The organism is Nocardia sp. NPDC003726 (assembly GCF_053586955.1).
Window position 1 is genome coordinate 16,606 of the sequence record NZ_JBSFNF010000012.1, and the last position, 17,173, is coordinate 33,778.

Consider the following 17,173-nt stretch of genomic DNA (forward strand, 5'->3'; position numbering starts at 1 on the left):
CGCAGCCGAATCCGCTGCGGCACTCCCGGGTCCCTCCGTGGCTACGCACGCTACCGCCTCCGGGCCCGACGCTCGCGCCGCAAACGGCCGCAAGCTCCTGCGCATCGAAGCCCGCAACGCGGAAACCCCGATCGAGCGCAAACCCAAGTGGATCCGCACCCGCGCCACCATGGGCCCCGAGTATTCCGAACTCAAGGGCTTGGTGAAGCGCGAAGGCCTGCACACCGTCTGCGAGGAAGCGGGCTGCCCCAACATCTTCGAATGCTGGGAAGACCGCGAGGCCACGTTCTTGATCGGCGGCGAGCAGTGCACCCGCCGCTGCGACTTCTGCCAGATCGACACCGGCAAGCCCGCCGCCCTCGACCGCGACGAGCCCCGCCGCGTCGCCGAGAGCGTCCAGGCCATGGGCCTGCGCTACTCCACCATCACCGGCGTCGCCCGCGACGACCTGGAAGACGGCGGCGCGTGGCTGTACGCCGAAACCGTCCGCGCCATCAAGCGTTTGAACCCGCACACGGGCGTGGAACTGCTGATCCCCGACTTCAACGCCGATCCCGACCAGCTCGCCGAGGTCTTCTCCGCGCGCCCGGAAGTGCTCGCGCACAACCTCGAGACGGTCCCCCGCATTTTCAAGCGCATCCGCCCGGCCTTCCGCTACGAGCGCTCCCTCGCGGTCCTGACCGCCGCCCGCGAAGCCGGCCTGGTCACCAAGTCCAACCTCATCCTCGGCATGGGCGAAACTCCCGAGGAAGTCACCCAGGCCATGCGCGACCTGCACGACGCAGGCTGCGACATCCTCACCATCACCCAATACCTGCGCCCCTCCCCCCGCCACCACCCCGTGGACCGCTGGGTGAAGCCGGAGGAATTCGTCGAGCACTCCAAGACGGCCGAGGAAATCGGCTTCGCCGGCATCATGGCCGGCCCCCTGGTCCGCTCGTCCTACCGGGCCGGACGGCTCTACGCCCAGGCGATGGCCCACCACGGCCGCGAGATCGCCCCGGAAATGGCCCACCTCGCCGAGGAAGGCACGGCCTCCCAGGAAGCCAGCTCCGTTCTGGCCCGCTTCGGCAGCTGACCTACCTCCGAGCACCTTCGGCCCTCGCGTCCTTCCCGCGCGAGGGCCGACGCATATCTGCGAAGTCCGGGCAGACCGAGCAACTCCAGCAACCGGACAAACTAAGCTGCGATCTTAGTAAGTCGGCGTCTTAGTTCCCTGCCACGCTGTCGCCGGTGCCCTCGATCGCCCGGTTCAGCCGACGAGCGAGCAGGTCGGGTCTCGACAGCCTTGACCGCTCGGTACTCGCGGCCCTCCGGCACCGGCCGTGACACCGGTCGTTGCTGTCTCCCACCCGGTGTCGCCGAGACTTGCCGCTTTTAATGCCCTGGGGGCCAGAGGATCTCGTCCGAGCGTGGGAGTGACCCACCGCCATACGGTCGCTTCCGTTGTCGGTAGTGTCCATTCCAGCCCCTGAATTGCAATTCACGGCAATACGGCGAGACATGCTTGCGAGGAAGATTCCGATCGCTCAGCTCAGCCGTAACGCATTCGCCGGGTACCTCGCGCCGAACGGTCGCCTCAGGTCGGGATCGGGACTCCGGTGATCGAATCGAGACAAACTCGGTCTCGTTACCATGAAAGTGAGATTTGTGGCGTAAATCACGTTTATCTGCAAAAACGCAGGTCAGCGCCGCGCGCTCAGGCGTAGAACAGCACTCCAAGATCGGTAATTACTGTCATTAATTTCGAGTTTGCCCAATGTTCACCGGCCGTGATCAAGCTGAGATCAGGTCCGGAAGAGACCTGAGAAACCAGCTTCACAGCTCCACCGGCTTGTTTCTCTTCGGGTACGGCAGCGGCACCGTCGGGCACCGCCCGATTGTGCACCGCGTCGCGCCGCCGGGGATTCGAACCCGGCTTTCACAACGAAATCCGAAAACCGCACACGAGCCGAGACGGCGAACACCGCGCCTGGTGCACGCCGTGGATCCCGCGCTGGTTTTTCCGGCCGGATCGCCGCACGAACAAGGAACTGATTTCTCGATGCCTGACGCACGCCTTTCTTTCCTCCGCCGCCCGTCCCTTCGTAAGGGCGCAGCCCTCGCCGCCACCGTCGGCGTGATCGCCGTCGGTTTCTCCGCAGGTGTCGCGGTGGCCGACGACCACGCTCCGGCTCCGGTCGCCGCCGCCGCGCCGATCGACCTCCCCGGCCTGCCCGGCCTGCCCGCGCTACCCGAACTGCCCCCGCTGCCAGGCCTGCCCGCGCCCGAGGGTTTCCTGCCCGCGCCGCCCCCCGTCTACGAGAACAACCTCGACGGCTGGATCCGTCAGTCTCTCGACATCATGCGGATGCACGGCATCCCGGGAAGCTACGAGGGCATCCACCGCAACATCATGCGGGAATCCGGCGGCAATCCCAAGGCCATCAACCTGTCGGACTCCAACGCCGCCAAGGGAACTCCGTCCAAGGGCCTGCTCCAGGTGATCGACCCGACCTTCAACGCCTACCACGTCGACGGCACCGCCTTCGACATCTGGGACCCGGTCGCCAACATCACCGCCGCCTGCAACTACGCGGCGCATCGGTACGGCTCGATGGACAACGTCAACGGGGCCTACTGAGCCTCGAACCGAATCCGGGCAAGCGCCTCCTCGTCTCCTCGACGCGGAGGCGCTGCCGTTTCCGGGCCCCGACTACTTCACGAAGTCGCGCACGCCCTCGAAAACCGTCGACGACGACAACAGCGCGACATGGCCCAGACACGGCGTCTGGGTGTTGGTCGCGCCGCTGAGAACGGTGCTCTGATCAGGGTTGATGATCTCGTCGCACGGTGACCACCAGGTGCCGTAATTCACGCGGCCGGGAGTCTCGTCGGTGCTGTTGAGTTCGGCGAGGAAAGCTGAACCGGGCCGCATCTCGGTGCAGGAGACGTCGAAGCATCCGTTGGCGACGTCTGTGCCGTGATTAGGGCCTGCGATGGAAACCCAGTCGTCGACGGAATTCAGGCCGTCGAGGTTCTTCAAGTACCAGCGACTGTTGAGGCCGCCCATCGAGTGGGAGACGATATCGACCTTGGCTGCGCCGGTTTTCGCGCGCAGGGCATCGGCCTGCGCTTTCACCTCCAGTGCGATGTCCTTGTTCGACTGGGTGGTGTCGTAGCTGAATCGTGCCATCTCACCCTCGGAGTATCCCGCCTCCAGGAATCGGCCCCACATGTAATTCCAGTCCGCCGCAGATCCTTGCCAGCCATGGACGAAGAGGATCGGATCTCGCGCCGGCGCGGCGGCCGCCTGCGGCGTGGCGATGCCGAGGGAAGCGGTAGCGGTCGCGACCAGGGTGAGTAGTGCCATCCCGATGCGGCGCGTGATCGATGTGGTGCGCATGAATTGACTCCGATCTGCTCGCTGCACTGCGAGCAGACAGAAGATAGCGTCCAGCGGCTCATCCGGAGAGTTGTGAGACTTCACTGTTTCAACTTGCCGCCGACTTCCGGGATCTATCGCGGCGCGCGAGACAATCGCGGGAGAAGCTGTGCCAGGCCACGCCTCGACCTTTCCCCGGACGCGGCAGCAGCCACAGCGTGGCTCGCCGAGGGCCGCTTGGGTCTGGGCGTACCCTTCACCTTCACGGCCGCGGTCCGTCGGCGGACGAAATCCGAATTGCCGAGCAAGGCCAATGCGTGTGGCCTTGTCGATCTCACTCCACTGGCCAGATTGGCGTCAGCGCCCCACATCGATTCCGAACATGAGGAAACTCCGTCATCCGGTAACCTCGGCACCCTCAATGGCCATGTGCACTACGGCAATTCGACCGGCGACACCTTTCCCACGAACTCCGCGACGGTCAGGGGATACGGCGAGGCTTGTTCACGATTTCTCGAGCCGTTGGCGCTGCGAACAAATACGAGTTGTCAGACCTGCGCCGCGCGCCGAGCCAGGAACTCTCGCACCTCGGGGACGCGAGCGTGGCCGCGCACCGTATTCGCGATAGCGTCGATGCGTTGGTGCAAGCGGGTGGATGCCAGTCCGGCGATGGTGTCGTAGTTGTCGGCAAGCAGTGAGCAGGCTCGTGCGACGTCACCCGCGCTGACGAAGTTGCGCGCCAGGCTGAGCTGCCACGCCGCGCGCTCCCTGGGCCAAGCCGATGAGCCGTCGATGGCAGCTTGCATGTGTGTCGTTGCCGCCGCGTGCTCGCCGACCCACATCTGGGCTTTGCCGGTGATGAAGTTCAGTTCGGCCTCGGGCAGGAATACCCACTCCGGATCATGCCCCCGAGTGGATTCATACGCACGGAAAGCTCGGCTGATCGCCGACGTCATCGCGGTCTTGTCTCCACGGGCACCGTGTGCCTCGGCCTCGCGAACGGCCATCAGCGCGCGCAGTTTCGGCCCGCCTTGACGAAGGGAAACCTGTGAGGCGGCCTGCGCGTACTGCACCGCCAAAGGGTTCTTTCGCATGTCTCCTGGAAGGCTGGTCATCAGACAGCTGGCATTCCCCAGCGCATGCGCCGCGGCGATCCCGTCACCAGCCGCGTTCGCGGCGTTCGCCGCGTCCGCGTAATACCGCCGCGCGTCGTCGAGACGCCCGGCGTCGTAGTGCACCCACCCGGCGGCGGTCATCATCTCGGCCGCGGCGCTGGTGAGCGCACGCCCGACCGCCTCGGTGTAACTGCCCTGGTCGAGAAGCTGTTCGACATAGCGGACCTGACTGGCCGCCACCCGGCACAATCGGTCACCGCCGACCACCAGATCCAATTCGTGGATCTGGTTCACGCTGTCGATGATGGCTTCCACGTCGCTCGCGCCGACTTTCCCGCCGGACGCCGACGCCGCGCTCGCGGTGGCGGAAACCGACATCATGGCAGCCCCGGCGCTTCCTAATGCCCCTGCTTTGAAGAAGTTGCGACGGTCCACATCTGCCTCCTGGTCCGACTCCACTACCAGTATGGCAAGCGGAACTCCCAGTGCGCGGGCTACGAGCCGTAAGACCCGAACGTCGTGCGAGGCAGGCCCGCCGCGCTCCAGACCCGAGACGGCGGGCTGTGAGAAGTTGATGAGCGCACCCAATTCCGTCTGCGTCATGCCGACGGATTTCCTGATGCGCCGGATCACTTCGCCCGTGGTCATGTACATGGCCGAGCGTCCCCCTGATCGTTGGTCGGATTTCCCCACAGCTTTTACCCCGAAAGCGGTTGTCCCGGGAGAATATACGGCTCTTCGGATAGCCGGAACGAAAACGGCGATCGACGCTCCCGTTTGGCGGATTACCGCGCTTACCTTCGGTCGCGGGTGCCCGGGACCGGGATGACGCCGCGCCATCAGCGGTGCATCAGCCCGTCACAGTGGCGGGCCGGTGGCGAGAGCCCCCGGTGCCGGGCGCCGGTCGATCCGCGAGACAGAGAGGTTTCCCGTGTCCACCCATTCCCTCGCCAAATACCAGCTCATCGCCCTGTGCGACGCGGCCGCCCACCAAGCGCCGATGCGACCGTTCAGCGTCGGCCAGGCCCATGACGTGATGCAGATCCATGTGGCCTGCCGCGCGAAACATTGCGCACGCAAGGCTGCGGCGCGGCAGGTGCTCGTCGACAGCGGACGAATGGTGCCCGATCCGAGCAGGCCGCAGTGACGGCAGCCCCGCCGGGGCCGCCGCACCGGCGCCGCCACATCCGGATCGAGTCCGGCCCGTTGCGCCTCGACTACCAGGCGAGCGCCGAACACGCCGAAAGCGTCGCACATGCGCTGGCGCAACGGTTCCCGGCTGTCGAGGTCACCGTCGACGACGACTGGGACGACGATCTCCCGCACCTGCCATGCGCCCGGCTGTGGGACTGACCGCTGCGCCCTGCCACACCCTCATCCATCATCGAAACGCCAACGGAGATCACATCGATGCGCTCCACTCGTCCGAAACAAGGCCGACTGTTCCCTACTGCGCGCTAGGGAGCGGGCCATGAACACGGATTCCGCCTCCGATCCCACACTCACCCGCTGCCTGCGCTACCGGCACGTCTATGGGCTGCCGTGCTATGTCCACGAGGAAACTCGGCGAATCACCCTGCGCGCAGGTGAAGTAGGCGCGGTGACGGTGCCCGAACAGGTCGGCAGAATGGTCCACGCCGACCTCGCCAGGCAATACCTGCTCGGCCCCGTCATCGCACACGGCTCCGGACGCTGGACGATTCTCGTCCGCCCCGACGACACCCGCCGGCTCACCGACGACACCGGCATTTTCATCGCACTGCTGCGCGCCTCCGCGACCATCGTCCCCGACGGCGGCGAGATACTGCTGCCCTCCCCCACCGACGAACGGACCGGCTACCGGTGGTGGGCCGTCGCACCGCGCGACGCGTTCCGCCCCCATATCACCACCGTTGTCCGGTCGATCATTCTCTGCACCGACCGCACTGCGCACCCTTCCGGCTTCCAACAACCTCACCGGCCGCGAGACCACTCGTAGCGACGATCGCCGAGCCACGCTCCCGCCGATGGGATGCGCGAGCCGAGCCGATCTCGTCTGAGCGAATCCGATGGAACCGAAGGGCACCCGAGCGCGTCATAGACTTCAGGGACGACTTCGACGGCCCGGATCGGGAGGCTTCGGTGGGACGACGGACGACAGCGACGGTTGCGGTGCTCGCTGGAGCGGCGCTGGTCGCATCGGGGTGCGGTTCCGGCACGAACGGAACTGCCACGCCGAGCACCACAACCGACACATCAGCGGCCACTGCGGCACTGTGGGATCCGTGCACGCAGGTTTCGGATCAGCAACTGCAACGGATCGGCGTAATTTCATCCACGAAAAGGTCGGGCATCGCTGGTGTCGAGCAACCCGGATGGAAGGTCTGCTCCTGGCATGATGCGGCTTCTCAGTGGAGTTACTCGCTGGGAGTATGGTCGACGATCTACTCCATCGATGATCTCAAGAAGAAGCCAGAGAATACCGACTTCGTGAGCATCAATGTCGGCGGACGCGATGGTTTTCGTTTTCGAAACACTTCCGATGTCGATGGCGAGGATTGTGATCTGGCGTTCCCCGCTGGGCATGGTGCCCTGCAGATCACTGTCTTCAATACATCGTCCAACAGCACTCCTGCGCCATGCGATCGGGCCATGAACGCTGCGGAAGTGCTTGTGCCGACGTTTCCACGCTGATCAGGAGATTTCGCTATGTCGATGAGCGAAGAAGTATCGCGGTGGCGATACCTTGCCGATGAGGCCACTGCCGGCAGGCTTTATCTCGATCGCGCGGTCGCGGAGAGTTGCCGCGATGCTTGCAATCGTCAGATTGATCTTTATGTCACGCTCCTAGAAGACCTCAAGATGATGGCCCGTGTCACGGGACTAGGCGATTTCGACTGCTCCGACGAGCTGGCGAAGATGCTGGGCGCCAAGGCCATCGGCGGAGACGGCGATGTGGACTCCGCGCTGAGAGAGCACATCGAGGTATTGACCCTGATGCGTGATACCATCCAGATTTCCGTGGACCGCATCGGCGCACAGGACGACTCCAACGCGCAAGACACGAGCAATCTGCTGAACTGACCGGGGGAAGATCATGGGTCTGCCATTCTTGGTGGCGATCGGCGCCGCCCTGCTGGAGCAGTCGAAATCGGGTCCACCGGACAGCGGCTCGCGCGACGAGAGCCCCGACGCGGCCATCGCACGCAACCGCATCGCCGAGATCATGCGCGGTGGCACCGATTTACAGACCCAGTCGCCGAGAGTGCCCGAGAGCGCCTACAAGAATCCGGACGGAATCGACGATCTCTACCAACGCGTGCAGGCTATGTCGATCACCGATGTCGTCGCGCTGCATCAGCGATGGGAATCCATTCGCAATCGGCTCGAGCAGGGATTGCGGAGTTTCGGCCCGGAGATCGGCAAGGCCATGGAGGGCAAATGGGAGGGGGCGGCGGCGAAGGCCGCGGCGGACGGGATCAAGGAATACGTCGACAAGTCCAGCGGCCTGATCGGTTCGGTGCAGATCGTCGCCGAGAAGGTCAAGATCATCCGATCCGGCATCGAGGTCACCCGGCCCGCCGTGCAGGAAGCGCCTGCGCACACATGGACCAGCAACGTCGCGAGTTGGGTGCCGGGCCCGACCTGGAAGTTGAACCAGCATCGCGACGACGCCGCGCACGATGCGTCGGTGAACGTCGTCAAGAACGTCTTCTATCCTGCCGTCCGGGAGGCCGACACCGGCGTTCCGCTGGTGCCCAAGCCGTACAACCCCGTGCAGAAAGCCGGAGACCAGCCGCCCGCGCCGAACAACGGTTGGCAGCCGTCGTCCTCCGGTAACGACACCGCCGACAAAGCGACCACGACCGACCGAACGCAAGAACCAGCTACCCAGAACACGCCGGAGAGCGCCGTTCCGGCCAGCACGAATCCTGCTGCGGAGCTGGAGAGCACGCCCGAACAGACCACGACCACGCCCGCAGGCACGAGCCCGTCGACTCAACCGGCAAGCACGAATGCCGGCACCGATCCGGCATCGACCCGCCCCGGAACACCGAGCCCCGGCTCCCCCGGCACGCCTCACCCGAGCACCGTCACCCCGGGCGTGCCCGGCCTCGGCACTCCCGCGCCGGGTCGCAGCAGCAATGGTGTGCCCGGCGTCCCGGGCGGAGTTCCCGCAGCCGCGTCCGCGCGTCCTGGCACCGGGCGGCCGGGGGCGAGCGGCACGCCGGGCATGATGGCGCCGGGTGCTCGCGGCAAGGGCGACGACGACAAGGAACACCAGACGAAGGACTATCTGGTGAACCAGCGCAACGGCGAGGAACTCACCGGGCTCGGTACGGAGAACAGGGCGAAGTCGGTGCCGCCGGTGATCGGTGAATGAGCGACCCGGGTATCGACGCCACGCGACCACCCTGGCAGACAACGAAGGAATCAGCTTCATGAACCGGCGGGACTGGTCATTCACCGCACTCGGCTTCACGGTGCTGTGGCGGGCCGTCGACCGAGACGTGCTGCCTTACCCGCTGCAGTACCGATCCACCGCGGAGACCGTCGCGGATTACGAGTCGGAGTGGAGGTCCGAAGCCGCCGGGCTGCACCGCCGCCTCGACGAGTCCCTCTACAGCGCGCTACGAGTGCTGGCCGAACCCGAGGCACGCGTCGAAATGGCGGGATTCCACGGGGAAGACAAACTGCGCGTTCACGCGGCCGTGCATTACCGGCATGCTGTGCTGCTGGTGCAGGAGCCCACGTCGTCGCCGGATCGCGGCGGGGCGGTGCACATGTCGCTGATAGATGCGCAGAGCGTCAGCCGCCGGGTCATCGACCTGCTGCCCGACGGTGCACGCGGCAGCGGCCCCGGTATCGAGATCTCCCGGCACGAACTCGACGCCGAGGACGAGGAACCGTATCGCGTGGGCGCCCCGGCCCCGCCCCGCGTCCGAGCCCAGCAGTTCTTCGAACGCCCCCGCACCACCATCGCCCACGTCGCGGTGTATGCGGGCCCGGCATGGGACAACCGCCCGGCACCCGCCCGTGGCTTCCACGTGATGGACTATCCCGACGGCCGCTATCTCGTCCGCAGTGGAGCCACCCTCGAGGCCATCCCTGCCGACACTGCGGAAGCACGATCCCAACTCGACCGCGCCATACACGCCACGGTCGCGGCCTTCCGCGAGGAAAACGATCCCAGCTACAGCTGACGCCATCGGTACCGCTGCTTCCCAGCCGCAACCGGAATCGAGCGCGCCGACGGACTCGGCAAACGGTCCAGCGCCGGATCGCACCGGGCGAACAGCTCACTTCCCCCTCTGTGCAGCGGAACCGGCCGCCCGATGGCATGTCGTTGCCGATCCGCACCAGCACCGACATGCCACAGCGCTTCGACGACTCAGTCGAGGATGTTCATCACCACCGCCGTGAGCGCCAGGGCGAGGAACAAGCCGCAGACGACCCAGCTGGTGCGAATCCAGTTGAGACCCGGCCATCTCGGCGGTTTCGGAGCGATCGCGCCGGGCAGAAGGTGAAACGCCGGGGAGCGGTAGTACACCGTCGTCCGGCATCCGGGTTCCACCGGCACCACGGCGTCGGCCGGACCCATATCGGAATCCCACGCCCGGACGAACCACGTGACGAGGCCGTGGACGCCTCGCGTCAGAACTTCTACCCGGTAGAGTCCAGGCGCCGCCGGAATGCGAGTGCGTCCCCACGAGGCGTTCGGTATTTCGTTGCCGTTGACGTAGATGCGCGGTCCGGTCGTCGCGTACACGGGGGCCGCGATCCACCACCGGAAGTAAGACGTGTCGACCACTATCCCGGTCTCGCCCGGCTCCGGCCGGTAGGCGTCGACCGGGTGACGCTCGCTGTCTTGGGCGAACCGGAGTCGCGGCAGGCCAACGGTGTGCATCGGTGGCGGCACATAGTGCGTTCTCCCGCCATACGAAAACATCTCCGGTGCGTAGGGGTTCGGCTGGACCGCGTGGGGCGCGGACCGGCCTCGGTCCCCATGCGGCGGCAACGGTGCGCCGAAGCCCGGCTGTGGTGCGGGCGGAGGCCCCGCCTGCGCGGGCCGCCACGGATCGCCCCAACTCGACTGCGGCGGCGGAGCACCCGGACCGGTTGTCCCGGGTGGCGGCGGACCGAAGCCCGCCTGCCCGACAGGCGGGCCGCCCGAGCCCTCCACCGGCCCCGTCGGCCGAGACGGTCCATTTGCCGGACCACCGGAATGTGGCCCTTGCTGATAGTTCACGGTACTGATTCCCCTCGTCGTGCCGACTGTGGATGATCAGGCCTGGGCAGGCTGGTTATCCTTACCCAGAAGGGCATAGATGACAGCGACAACGGCCTGCGTGAGCGTATGGACGTCTTTGAAGGCCTTCGCCATGTCGAGAAGCAGTGTCGAGATCTTCAATCCATCGCGCCCGATCCTCGCGAGCGCCGCCGCGGCGACATGCGGCCCCGCGGCGCCCAAGCTGATCGCGAGTTCGATGGAGTAGCCGATCAGGGCTCCCGCCAAGCTGGTCAGGATGTCCTGGACCATCTTCCGGAGAGCTTTGACGATCTGTGCGACGGTGTGCATGATCTCGCCGAGAGTGGCCGCTACCCCGCCCGCCCCGGCGATCTGGTCGATGAGATCCGTGGCCCGGCTCCGGTACGCATCTCCCGCGCTCCCGGTCCATGTCGCGATATCGGCTTCCAGACCCGACTGCCACGACGTGCTCATAGTGGTCAGCTCGGTGGCGATATTCTTCCAAGTCGTGGAATACGCCTCCACCATCTTGTCGTTTCCGGCGAGCCCGTCCAGCACCTTGCGGTATGGCTCGACGTGCGTGAGCATCCAACCGGCGATCTGGTCACCCACGAACCCGAACGGATCGACCCACGCGTCCGCGGCGGTCACCCCGGCCGCGATGCCACCGGTGATCGACTCGAAGGTCTTCCCGTTGCGGAAATTGGCGTACGCCTCCCAAGCGTCCCCGGCGATCGTGCCGGACAGGAACCCGGGCAGCTTGGTTTCCTCGTCCGGCTTCAGGCCGACGTCGTGCATCCAGAAGACGGTCTCCTGGAAATACTCCTCCCGGTAATCGGTCCCCTCCGCGATCAGTCGATTGTTCTCGGGCTTCTTCCGGTCGTCGAAACCGGGAGTGTTCTCGTTGAGCCAATTGCCGACACTCGTGCTCACTTCGGGCCTCCAGACGCGCCGGCGATGGTTTCCCGCAGTTCGGTCACCGACCTGCCGAACGCGCCGTCTTTGTCTTCGAATGCCGTTGCCACGGTGGCGAGTTTGTCGGGCAGCGCTGCGACGTCCTCCGCGAGTTTGCGAATCACCGCGATGGTGTCGCGATGCTTTTCGGCCAGCACCATCCGCACGAACGGCCGCGGGATCTCGCCGAAACCGTCGTCCGCTTCGCCAAGGTAGCAAGCGGCTTCGAGCGACAGCCGCAAGCTCTCCATGAGCGTCCGCAGGTTCGCGGCGTGATCGCGCACCTCGCCGGGATCGACGGAGATGGCGTCGGGATTGGTCATGGTCACACCAGCCAGGAACGGTTGTAGTACTCGGTCTCCGGATCCGGCTCGTCGGGAACGACGATCTGGTCACGGTTGGGTTTGCGGCCGCGCGGGGAGGAAGTCGCGTCCGCGGCGACCGGGCCCGGCGGCGGGGTATAGGCGGGCGGCGTGTTGGGCGCGCTGTCACGCGGTGAGCCCTGAGTACGGTCGTCGGACGCTGCGGAAGGCTCCGGGTCGGGGAAGCGCTGGGCGTACTGGGCGGTGATCGCGGCGCCCGCCTCGTCGTCACCGACGGTGTCGCGCACCAGCTCGGTGACTCGCGTGCGCAGACTCGACTGCGCCCGTCGCATGCACGACAGGATCTCCGCGGACAGCGCCCCCGGATCCATCCCGCGCGAGTTCGGCGACAGATCGATAGCCGTGGGGACACCGCTGCTGTCCACGGTGACACCGACCCGGCCGTCCCTGCTGGACTCGGTGACCGTCAACGCCTGCATCCGGCCTTCCAGCTCCTGAAACCGCCCGGCCCTACGCTCGAGATCCGCTGCCATCCGCGCCAAATCATCCGCGGCATGGCCCACATCGAATGCGGCCATCAACACCTCCACTTCGTCGCTGCCTACTTCGAATCGACCTGCCGACACGCGACAACCGGAGTTCCGCTGTGTCTCATACCGACACAGACGCAGCGCACGGCCGATCGGTTCCATGGAATTTCGCGTTCCGACCGAACCGGCGCGTGCCGATCCGGCCCGAACATACGAAGGCGGCCTTGCCCTGCACCGGCACGTCGCTGTCCGATACACGACAAGCACTGCGCCACAGGGCATTCAGCGCCGAGCAAGTCGCCGCAACTGGCTCATCGAGCCGACGAACCACCATCGACGCAGGTCGGACGGGTACTCCCGCCAGTGACAACAGGTGCGGCTCCTGGGACACCTAACCTTGCCCTATGCCTCGCTGGAGTACGCACCGTCGCAAGCCGGCGGAGGTGGGCAGGCTGGCACGGGTCGGTGGCGATCCCGAATCATTCTCGGCCGCAACTCTTTCCAGATCGATCACCAGATCGATCACCGCCGCGGCGAGCGGACCGGGCAGGTCGTCGAACGCGAACAGCGAAGCACCACCGCCGCCGCGAGTGCATCCCGGCTCGCTGGCGCCCAAGAGCGAATCTCTCGCGCAGGCGACGGCGATGCCGCCGCCGCCCGAACGTGAGGATGACGAGCCGCATCGGGTGTACCACTCCGGGGCGGCCGCATTCGTCGGGCTCTGCGTCGGTGTGGTGCTCCTGCTGGTGTCGGGGTGCCTACTGGTGAACAACCACCCGACCGGAACATCGGCAGCTGCCACGACGGCGCTGCGCACCAGCGCACCGAGCGCCCCGGCGGCGACATCCACCGTGCGGACGACAACGCAGGCAGCCGCTGCGCCTCCCGTCAAGACGGGCATCGGGGTCACCTTCGGAAAGGTCGTCGCCAACGACGGCACGACCATGGTGGTCAGGAACGCGTTCACCAGCAGCAGCGTCAAGGTCCGCGCGGACGCCGACACCAAGGTCAACGTCTTGGTGGCCAAACGGGCGCCGGACATCCGCGTCGGCGCCATCGTCGCCGTCTACGGGCGGCAATATCCCGATCACACCATCGTCGCCGAGATCATCACCGGCATCTCGATCGGCGCACCCTCCAGGTGAGCGCAGCTGGGCGGGATCGCAGCGTCAGTCCCTCCCGCGCAAAGCCGCCTCCACCGCCGCGTCCTCGACCGGCTCGGTCTGTCCCCACACGGCACGTGCCAGCCGCAGCTTCCCGGACATGCTGGCCACCAACGCCGCCTCCGCCACCTCGCCGGCCTCGCCCTGCCGGAGCGCTTTGCTGTAGCGAACCGCATCCACGACGACCGATTTGACCCGCTCGTGATCGAGATAGGTCCGCAGGTCACGACGCCACTGCCCGATCGCAGCCGCGGGCTCCGCGGCGACCCATGCGGCGAGGAACACCTCCTGCTCTTCGGCCAGGTACCCCATCTTGTGCAGATGCGTGGCGACGTCGTAGACCGGGTCGCCGAACAGTGCGAATTCCCAGTCCAGGAAGACGACCCGGTCGTTTCGCACAATCATGTTCTTCCGATGCACGTCGGCATGCAGCATCCGGAAAGGCCTGGCCTCGAGGGTGTCCCACGCCGCGACGATGTGCTGCAGCGGCTCGTCGGGCACGCCCAAGCGCCGGTATACCTCACCGAAGTCGGCGCTGCTCTCGCGGTGCACGCGCGCGGTGACGGCGGACAATCGGCGGGCGAACGCGGCGGGTTCCTCACCCCAATCCAGCTCGACCGGCGGCAGCAGATCCCGTGGGATACGCCGGAGCTCACCGAACAACGCCGCCACGTCCTGCGGTACGTGAGCCGGAACCCGGACGCCGCGCGGCGCGATGTGATCCAGCAACTCGCCGTCGATGTAGTCGTGGATTTGGTATGCGGGGTGGACCGATTCCCAGCGCAGCCTCGGCGCCGAGGTGACGAAGGGCTCGATCGCGATCAGCACGGCTGGTTCTGGCCACTGCCGCAGATCCATCACATCGGCGCCGGCGACGGGAATTCGCACGTTCACCGTCCCGGCGACGCCGTCGACGCGGACGTTGTGGTTGTAATACCCCGCAGCCGACCGCGATCGGGAAAGCGCGTCGTCGTACATCGACTCGGCGTCGACACCGATCACCCGCGCGATCACGCGTGCGGCGTCGCGGTCCGAGACAGACCCTGGCGTCGGCGGCTGGATGCGCGACCGCGCGGCCGCCGCGGCTTTCGAGATATCGGGTTCGGTCCAGCCGTACAGCGCCAAGACCGCTCGCGCGACGAGGACCAGCCCCGGGTAGACGTTCGCGCCCTCGAATTCCGCGATGGCCCAGCGCACACTGCGGACAGCATCGTCGCGCTGCCCGCGGCGCGCGAAGACCCCCGCGCGGAACAGTTCGGCCCTGGCCCGTCCCGAGCGGTACCCGGCCTGCTCGAGAATCTCGCACGCTTCGGCGAGTGCGTGCTCGGCCGCGTCCAGTTCTCCGAGCGACAATCGGGCGAGCCCCAGGGCGGTGTAAGCCTTTCCGAGTTCGTGCAACGCGCCGAGTTCACGCTGCCGCACGATCGCCGCTCCGGCTGCCTCGATCGCGCGGGCCGGGTCCGTGAGCGCCAGGAGTTCGGCCAGGTTCGTCGCGACATTCGCCTGTCCGACGACGCTGCCCGCCGCTCGGTAGTGAGTCTCGGCCTCGGTCAGATACCGGGCGGCACGTTCGGTGTCGAACGCCAGCCGGTAGGCGAGATGACGCAACCGTGCGATGTCGCCGAGGAACTCCCGGTCGTCGTCGTCCGCCATCGCGACGAGTTCCTCACACATGGTCAGGGCCTGACCGAATCGACCTTGGCACATGTGCAGATCGGCCGCCCACTGCCCGGCGACGAGCCGGGCTCGCCCCGAGCCGCGCGACCATACATCGTGATAGATGGCCAACGCGTCGTCGGTGTCGCCGAGTATGCGGCGTGCGTTCGCCGCCGCGACGGCCAATCGCTCGGCGATCGGACCGGTCCGGTCCAAGGCGACGTCCCGGGTGAGCCGATCGGCTTGCTTGGCGTCGCCGAGCAGCACCGCCGCTTCCGCTTCCAGGCACCGCGTGAGTTCCGACAGTTCGGCCATACCTGTCAGGTTCTCATGCGTTTCGCTCAGGTAGCGGTCCAGATCGCTGATCACGCCGCCGATTCCCTGGCTACCGCCCGCCGCCTCGATCCGGTCGACGTATCCCAGCAACGTCACTGCGGACAGCAGCCCCGACCGGACACCGTGGTACCCCGCCTCCCGCAAGGCCGCGACCCGGCCCGTCGGCCGCTCGGCGCGCGCGAACCAGAGATCGTGCAGCAACGCGTGCAGATTGCGCCGCACATCGGGATCCAAACGCCGCTGCAACGCGTCGACCATCAATTGGTGCAGCTGGAACCGTTCGCCCTCGTCGCTCTCGTCCGCCGCGTACACGAACGAGTACGCGACCAGGGACTTCCACGCGGCTATGTGGTGCGGTAGGTGGAACTGCCCCGCCACCGCGGTGAAGATCTCCTGATCGAACGTCCGTGGCAGTCCCAGCAGTTCCAGTATGCGAACTTCGTCAGGGCGCACATGTTGCAGGAAGCGTTCGAGAATCGTCTCCGGAGAGACCAATTCGGACGGTGTCACCCAACCCGCACGGGTGCGGGCATCGATGGCCAGATGCAGGTAGAACGGGACGCCCGCGCTGGAAGCGGCGATCGCCGCGCGCTCGGCGGGATCCTCTATGCCGGAGGAATCGAGCAATTCGAAGCGGGCGTCCATCGGCAGGTCGTCGACCGGCACGGCCCGGATCCGGGTCGACCACTCCGGGTCATGACGCTCCCACCCCAGCGGCTCGCGGCTGGCGATCACCACCAGCCCGGTGTCCAGCTGCGCGACCACGTCGCGTAGCCAGGCGTCGGACGCGGCCGCGCGGCCTTCGCGATCGGTGCCTCCCATCAGCGCTTCGTAAGCGTCCAGGAAGACCACATAGGGCTTGCCTTCGGTCCCGCTCTTCAGGTCTTCCGCGAACAGGTAGGAAACGGCTTCTTCCAGGCCCGCGAGACTCAAACGGTCCAGTTCCTGGAGGACCGGATCGTGGCGGACCCGATGGGTGCGGATCACCCTGCGGGCGCCGAGATCGAGCAGCCGGGTCGCGGTGCCGAAGACCGGGATGCCGGTGGCGTCGTTGAGTATCTCGGTCAGGATCTCGCTGTGCTCGGCGAGCGCGAGCGAGTCCGGGGTCAGGCGCAGATGCGGGTGCATGCGCTGCCACAACACCGCACGGGCGATGTCGAAGCGGTGGAACTTGATCTTCTGCGCGCCGAACTGCATGCGCAGCACCGCGAGTCCGTCGGCGGCCTGGCGATGACTCGGAACCTGCAGGTCGAGCACGGCCGCCGGATACTTCTTCCCGACCCGCGCCCGCAACTCGGTGACCAGCCGGGACTTGCCGATCCCGCCGACTCCGCCGAGCAGCATGATCCGGGGACGCTCGGCGGCCTCGGCCAGCAGTTCGTCGAACCGCGTCAGCACCGGTTCGCGGTCGACGAACGGACGGCTGGTCGATCCCGGCTGGAACCGCGCGGTCAACACCATGGCGTATCCCCCTCCTGACGAGCCCGGCACGATTCTGCCAGA

General features: G+C 66.6%; 18 protein-coding genes. 10 read left to right on the forward strand and 8 right to left on the reverse strand.

Annotation, left to right across the window (positions count from 1 at the left end; all coding sequences use genetic code 11):
• Window positions 1–37: 37 nt before the first annotated feature.
• Window positions 38–1,078: a lipoyl synthase gene (lipA, locus tag ACWDMM_RS17780; RefSeq protein ID WP_195077799.1), complete on the forward strand. Its 1,041-nt coding sequence runs from the start codon at window positions 38–40 to the stop codon at window positions 1,076–1,078.
• 621 nt (window positions 1,079–1,699) lie between these two features.
• On the opposite strand, the gene ACWDMM_RS17785 is transcribed toward lipA, so the two are convergent.
• The gene (locus tag ACWDMM_RS17785; protein WP_357109033.1) at window positions 1,700–1,873 is read right to left on the reverse strand and encodes a hypothetical protein; all 174 of its coding nucleotides are present in this window, start codon (window positions 1,871–1,873) and stop codon (window positions 1,700–1,702) included.
• A gap of 171 nt (window positions 1,874–2,044) precedes the next feature.
• Here ACWDMM_RS17785 and ACWDMM_RS17790 point away from each other — a divergent pair, with 171 nt between their 5' ends.
• The gene (locus ACWDMM_RS17790; protein ID WP_195077797.1) at window positions 2,045–2,623 is read left to right on the forward strand and encodes a transglycosylase SLT domain-containing protein; all 579 of its coding nucleotides are present in this window, start codon (window positions 2,045–2,047) and stop codon (window positions 2,621–2,623) included.
• A gap of 72 nt (window positions 2,624–2,695) precedes the next feature.
• On the opposite strand, the gene ACWDMM_RS17795 is transcribed toward ACWDMM_RS17790, so the two are convergent.
• A complete protein-coding gene (locus tag ACWDMM_RS17795; protein WP_323123881.1) occupies window positions 2,696–3,469 on the reverse strand; it encodes an esterase/lipase family protein in 774 nt (257 codons plus the stop codon).
• A 443-nt stretch (window positions 3,470–3,912) separates the two neighbouring features.
• Complete coding sequence (locus tag ACWDMM_RS17800) at window positions 3,913–5,319, reverse strand: helix-turn-helix domain-containing protein (protein ID WP_449938429.1); 1,407 nt, start codon at window positions 5,317–5,319, stop codon at window positions 3,913–3,915.
• A gap of 91 nt (window positions 5,320–5,410) precedes the next feature.
• Between ACWDMM_RS17800 and ACWDMM_RS17805 the strand changes: the two genes are divergently transcribed.
• The 7 genes from ACWDMM_RS17805 to ACWDMM_RS17835 all read left to right on the forward strand — a co-directional run bounded on the left by ACWDMM_RS17805 (window position 5,411) and on the right by ACWDMM_RS17835 (window position 9,662).
• Window positions 5,411–5,626, forward strand: a complete 216-nt coding sequence (locus ACWDMM_RS17805; RefSeq protein ID WP_357109026.1) for a hypothetical protein — start codon at window positions 5,411–5,413, stop codon at window positions 5,624–5,626.
• Entirely contained in the window at window positions 5,623–5,832 is a 210-nt protein-coding gene (locus ACWDMM_RS17810) for a hypothetical protein (RefSeq protein WP_195077794.1), read from the forward strand. Before ACWDMM_RS17805 ends, ACWDMM_RS17810 begins: the two co-directional genes overlap by 4 nt.
• A gap of 118 nt (window positions 5,833–5,950) precedes the next feature.
• Entirely contained in the window at window positions 5,951–6,457 is a 507-nt protein-coding gene (locus tag ACWDMM_RS17815; protein ID WP_195077793.1) for a DNA-directed RNA polymerase subunit beta, read from the forward strand.
• 143 nt (window positions 6,458–6,600) lie between these two features.
• A complete protein-coding gene (locus tag ACWDMM_RS17820; RefSeq protein ID WP_195077792.1) occupies window positions 6,601–7,152 on the forward strand; it encodes a DUF3558 domain-containing protein in 552 nt (183 codons plus the stop codon).
• Between the two features lie 21 nt (window positions 7,153–7,173).
• On the forward strand, window positions 7,174–7,542 hold the full coding sequence (locus ACWDMM_RS17825; RefSeq protein WP_195077791.1) for a hypothetical protein: 369 nt from the start codon (window positions 7,174–7,176) through the stop codon (window positions 7,540–7,542).
• Window positions 7,543–7,555: 13 nt separating this feature from the next.
• A complete protein-coding gene (locus ACWDMM_RS17830) occupies window positions 7,556–8,842 on the forward strand; it encodes a hypothetical protein (RefSeq protein WP_357109021.1) in 1,287 nt (428 codons plus the stop codon).
• Between the two features lie 58 nt (window positions 8,843–8,900).
• Complete coding sequence (locus ACWDMM_RS17835; RefSeq protein WP_357109019.1) at window positions 8,901–9,662, forward strand: ESX secretion-associated protein EspG; 762 nt, start codon at window positions 8,901–8,903, stop codon at window positions 9,660–9,662.
• A gap of 188 nt (window positions 9,663–9,850) precedes the next feature.
• On the opposite strand, the gene ACWDMM_RS17840 is transcribed toward ACWDMM_RS17835, so the two are convergent.
• The 4 genes from ACWDMM_RS17840 to ACWDMM_RS17855 all read right to left on the reverse strand — a co-directional run bounded on the left by ACWDMM_RS17840 (window position 9,851) and on the right by ACWDMM_RS17855 (window position 12,563).
• Window positions 9,851–10,366: a hypothetical protein gene (locus tag ACWDMM_RS17840; protein WP_357109016.1), complete on the reverse strand. Its 516-nt coding sequence runs from the start codon at window positions 10,364–10,366 to the stop codon at window positions 9,851–9,853.
• Between the two features lie 378 nt (window positions 10,367–10,744).
• Window positions 10,745–11,641 carry a hypothetical protein gene (locus tag ACWDMM_RS17845; RefSeq protein WP_357109013.1) on the reverse strand — a complete coding sequence of 299 codons (897 nt, stop codon included), beginning with the start codon at window positions 11,639–11,641 and terminating at the stop codon, window positions 10,745–10,747.
• Entirely contained in the window at window positions 11,638–11,985 is a 348-nt protein-coding gene (locus tag ACWDMM_RS17850) for a hypothetical protein (RefSeq protein WP_195077786.1), read from the reverse strand. Before ACWDMM_RS17850 ends, ACWDMM_RS17845 begins: the two co-directional genes overlap by 4 nt.
• A 2-nt stretch (window positions 11,986–11,987) precedes the next feature.
• Complete coding sequence (locus tag ACWDMM_RS17855) at window positions 11,988–12,563, reverse strand: YbaB/EbfC family nucleoid-associated protein (RefSeq protein ID WP_195077785.1); 576 nt, start codon at window positions 12,561–12,563, stop codon at window positions 11,988–11,990.
• A gap of 356 nt (window positions 12,564–12,919) precedes the next feature.
• Between ACWDMM_RS17855 and ACWDMM_RS17860 the strand changes: the two genes are divergently transcribed.
• Window positions 12,920–13,660: a hypothetical protein gene (locus ACWDMM_RS17860; RefSeq protein WP_357109008.1), complete on the forward strand. Its 741-nt coding sequence runs from the start codon at window positions 12,920–12,922 to the stop codon at window positions 13,658–13,660.
• Window positions 13,661–13,684: 24 nt separating this feature from the next.
• Here ACWDMM_RS17860 and ACWDMM_RS17865 read toward each other — a convergent pair whose 3' ends face one another.
• Window positions 13,685–17,131 carry an AAA family ATPase gene (locus ACWDMM_RS17865; protein ID WP_357109006.1) on the reverse strand — a complete coding sequence of 1,149 codons (3,447 nt, stop codon included), beginning with the start codon at window positions 17,129–17,131 and terminating at the stop codon, window positions 13,685–13,687.
• Window positions 17,132–17,173: the final 42 nt, after the last annotated feature.

Bases quoted from the DNA above. Each gene is read 5' to 3' on its own strand.
- ACWDMM_RS17860 (WP_357109008.1), top strand. From the start codon at position 12,920: ATGCCTCGCTGGAGTACGCACCGTCGCAAGCCGGCGGAGGTGGGCAGG.
- ACWDMM_RS17855 (WP_195077785.1), bottom strand. From the start codon at position 12,563: ATGGCCGCATTCGATGTGGGCCATGCCGCGGATGATTTGGCGCGGATG.
- ACWDMM_RS17790 (WP_195077797.1), top strand. From the start codon at position 2,045: ATGCCTGACGCACGCCTTTCTTTCCTCCGCCGCCCGTCCCTTCGTAAG.
- ACWDMM_RS17830 (WP_357109021.1), top strand. From the start codon at position 7,556: ATGGGTCTGCCATTCTTGGTGGCGATCGGCGCCGCCCTGCTGGAGCAG.
- ACWDMM_RS17825 (WP_195077791.1), top strand. From the start codon at position 7,174: ATGAGCGAAGAAGTATCGCGGTGGCGATACCTTGCCGATGAGGCCACT.
- ACWDMM_RS17865 (WP_357109006.1), bottom strand. From the start codon at position 17,131: ATGGTGTTGACCGCGCGGTTCCAGCCGGGATCGACCAGCCGTCCGTTC.
- ACWDMM_RS17815 (WP_195077793.1), top strand. From the start codon at position 5,951: ATGAACACGGATTCCGCCTCCGATCCCACACTCACCCGCTGCCTGCGC.
- ACWDMM_RS17840 (WP_357109016.1), bottom strand. From the start codon at position 10,366: ATGCACACCGTTGGCCTGCCGCGACTCCGGTTCGCCCAAGACAGCGAG.
- ACWDMM_RS17800 (WP_449938429.1), bottom strand. From the start codon at position 5,319: ATGGCGCGGCGTCATCCCGGTCCCGGGCACCCGCGACCGAAGGTAAGC.
- ACWDMM_RS17850 (WP_195077786.1), bottom strand. From the start codon at position 11,985: ATGACCAATCCCGACGCCATCTCCGTCGATCCCGGCGAGGTGCGCGAT.
- ACWDMM_RS17835 (WP_357109019.1), top strand. From the start codon at position 8,901: ATGAACCGGCGGGACTGGTCATTCACCGCACTCGGCTTCACGGTGCTG.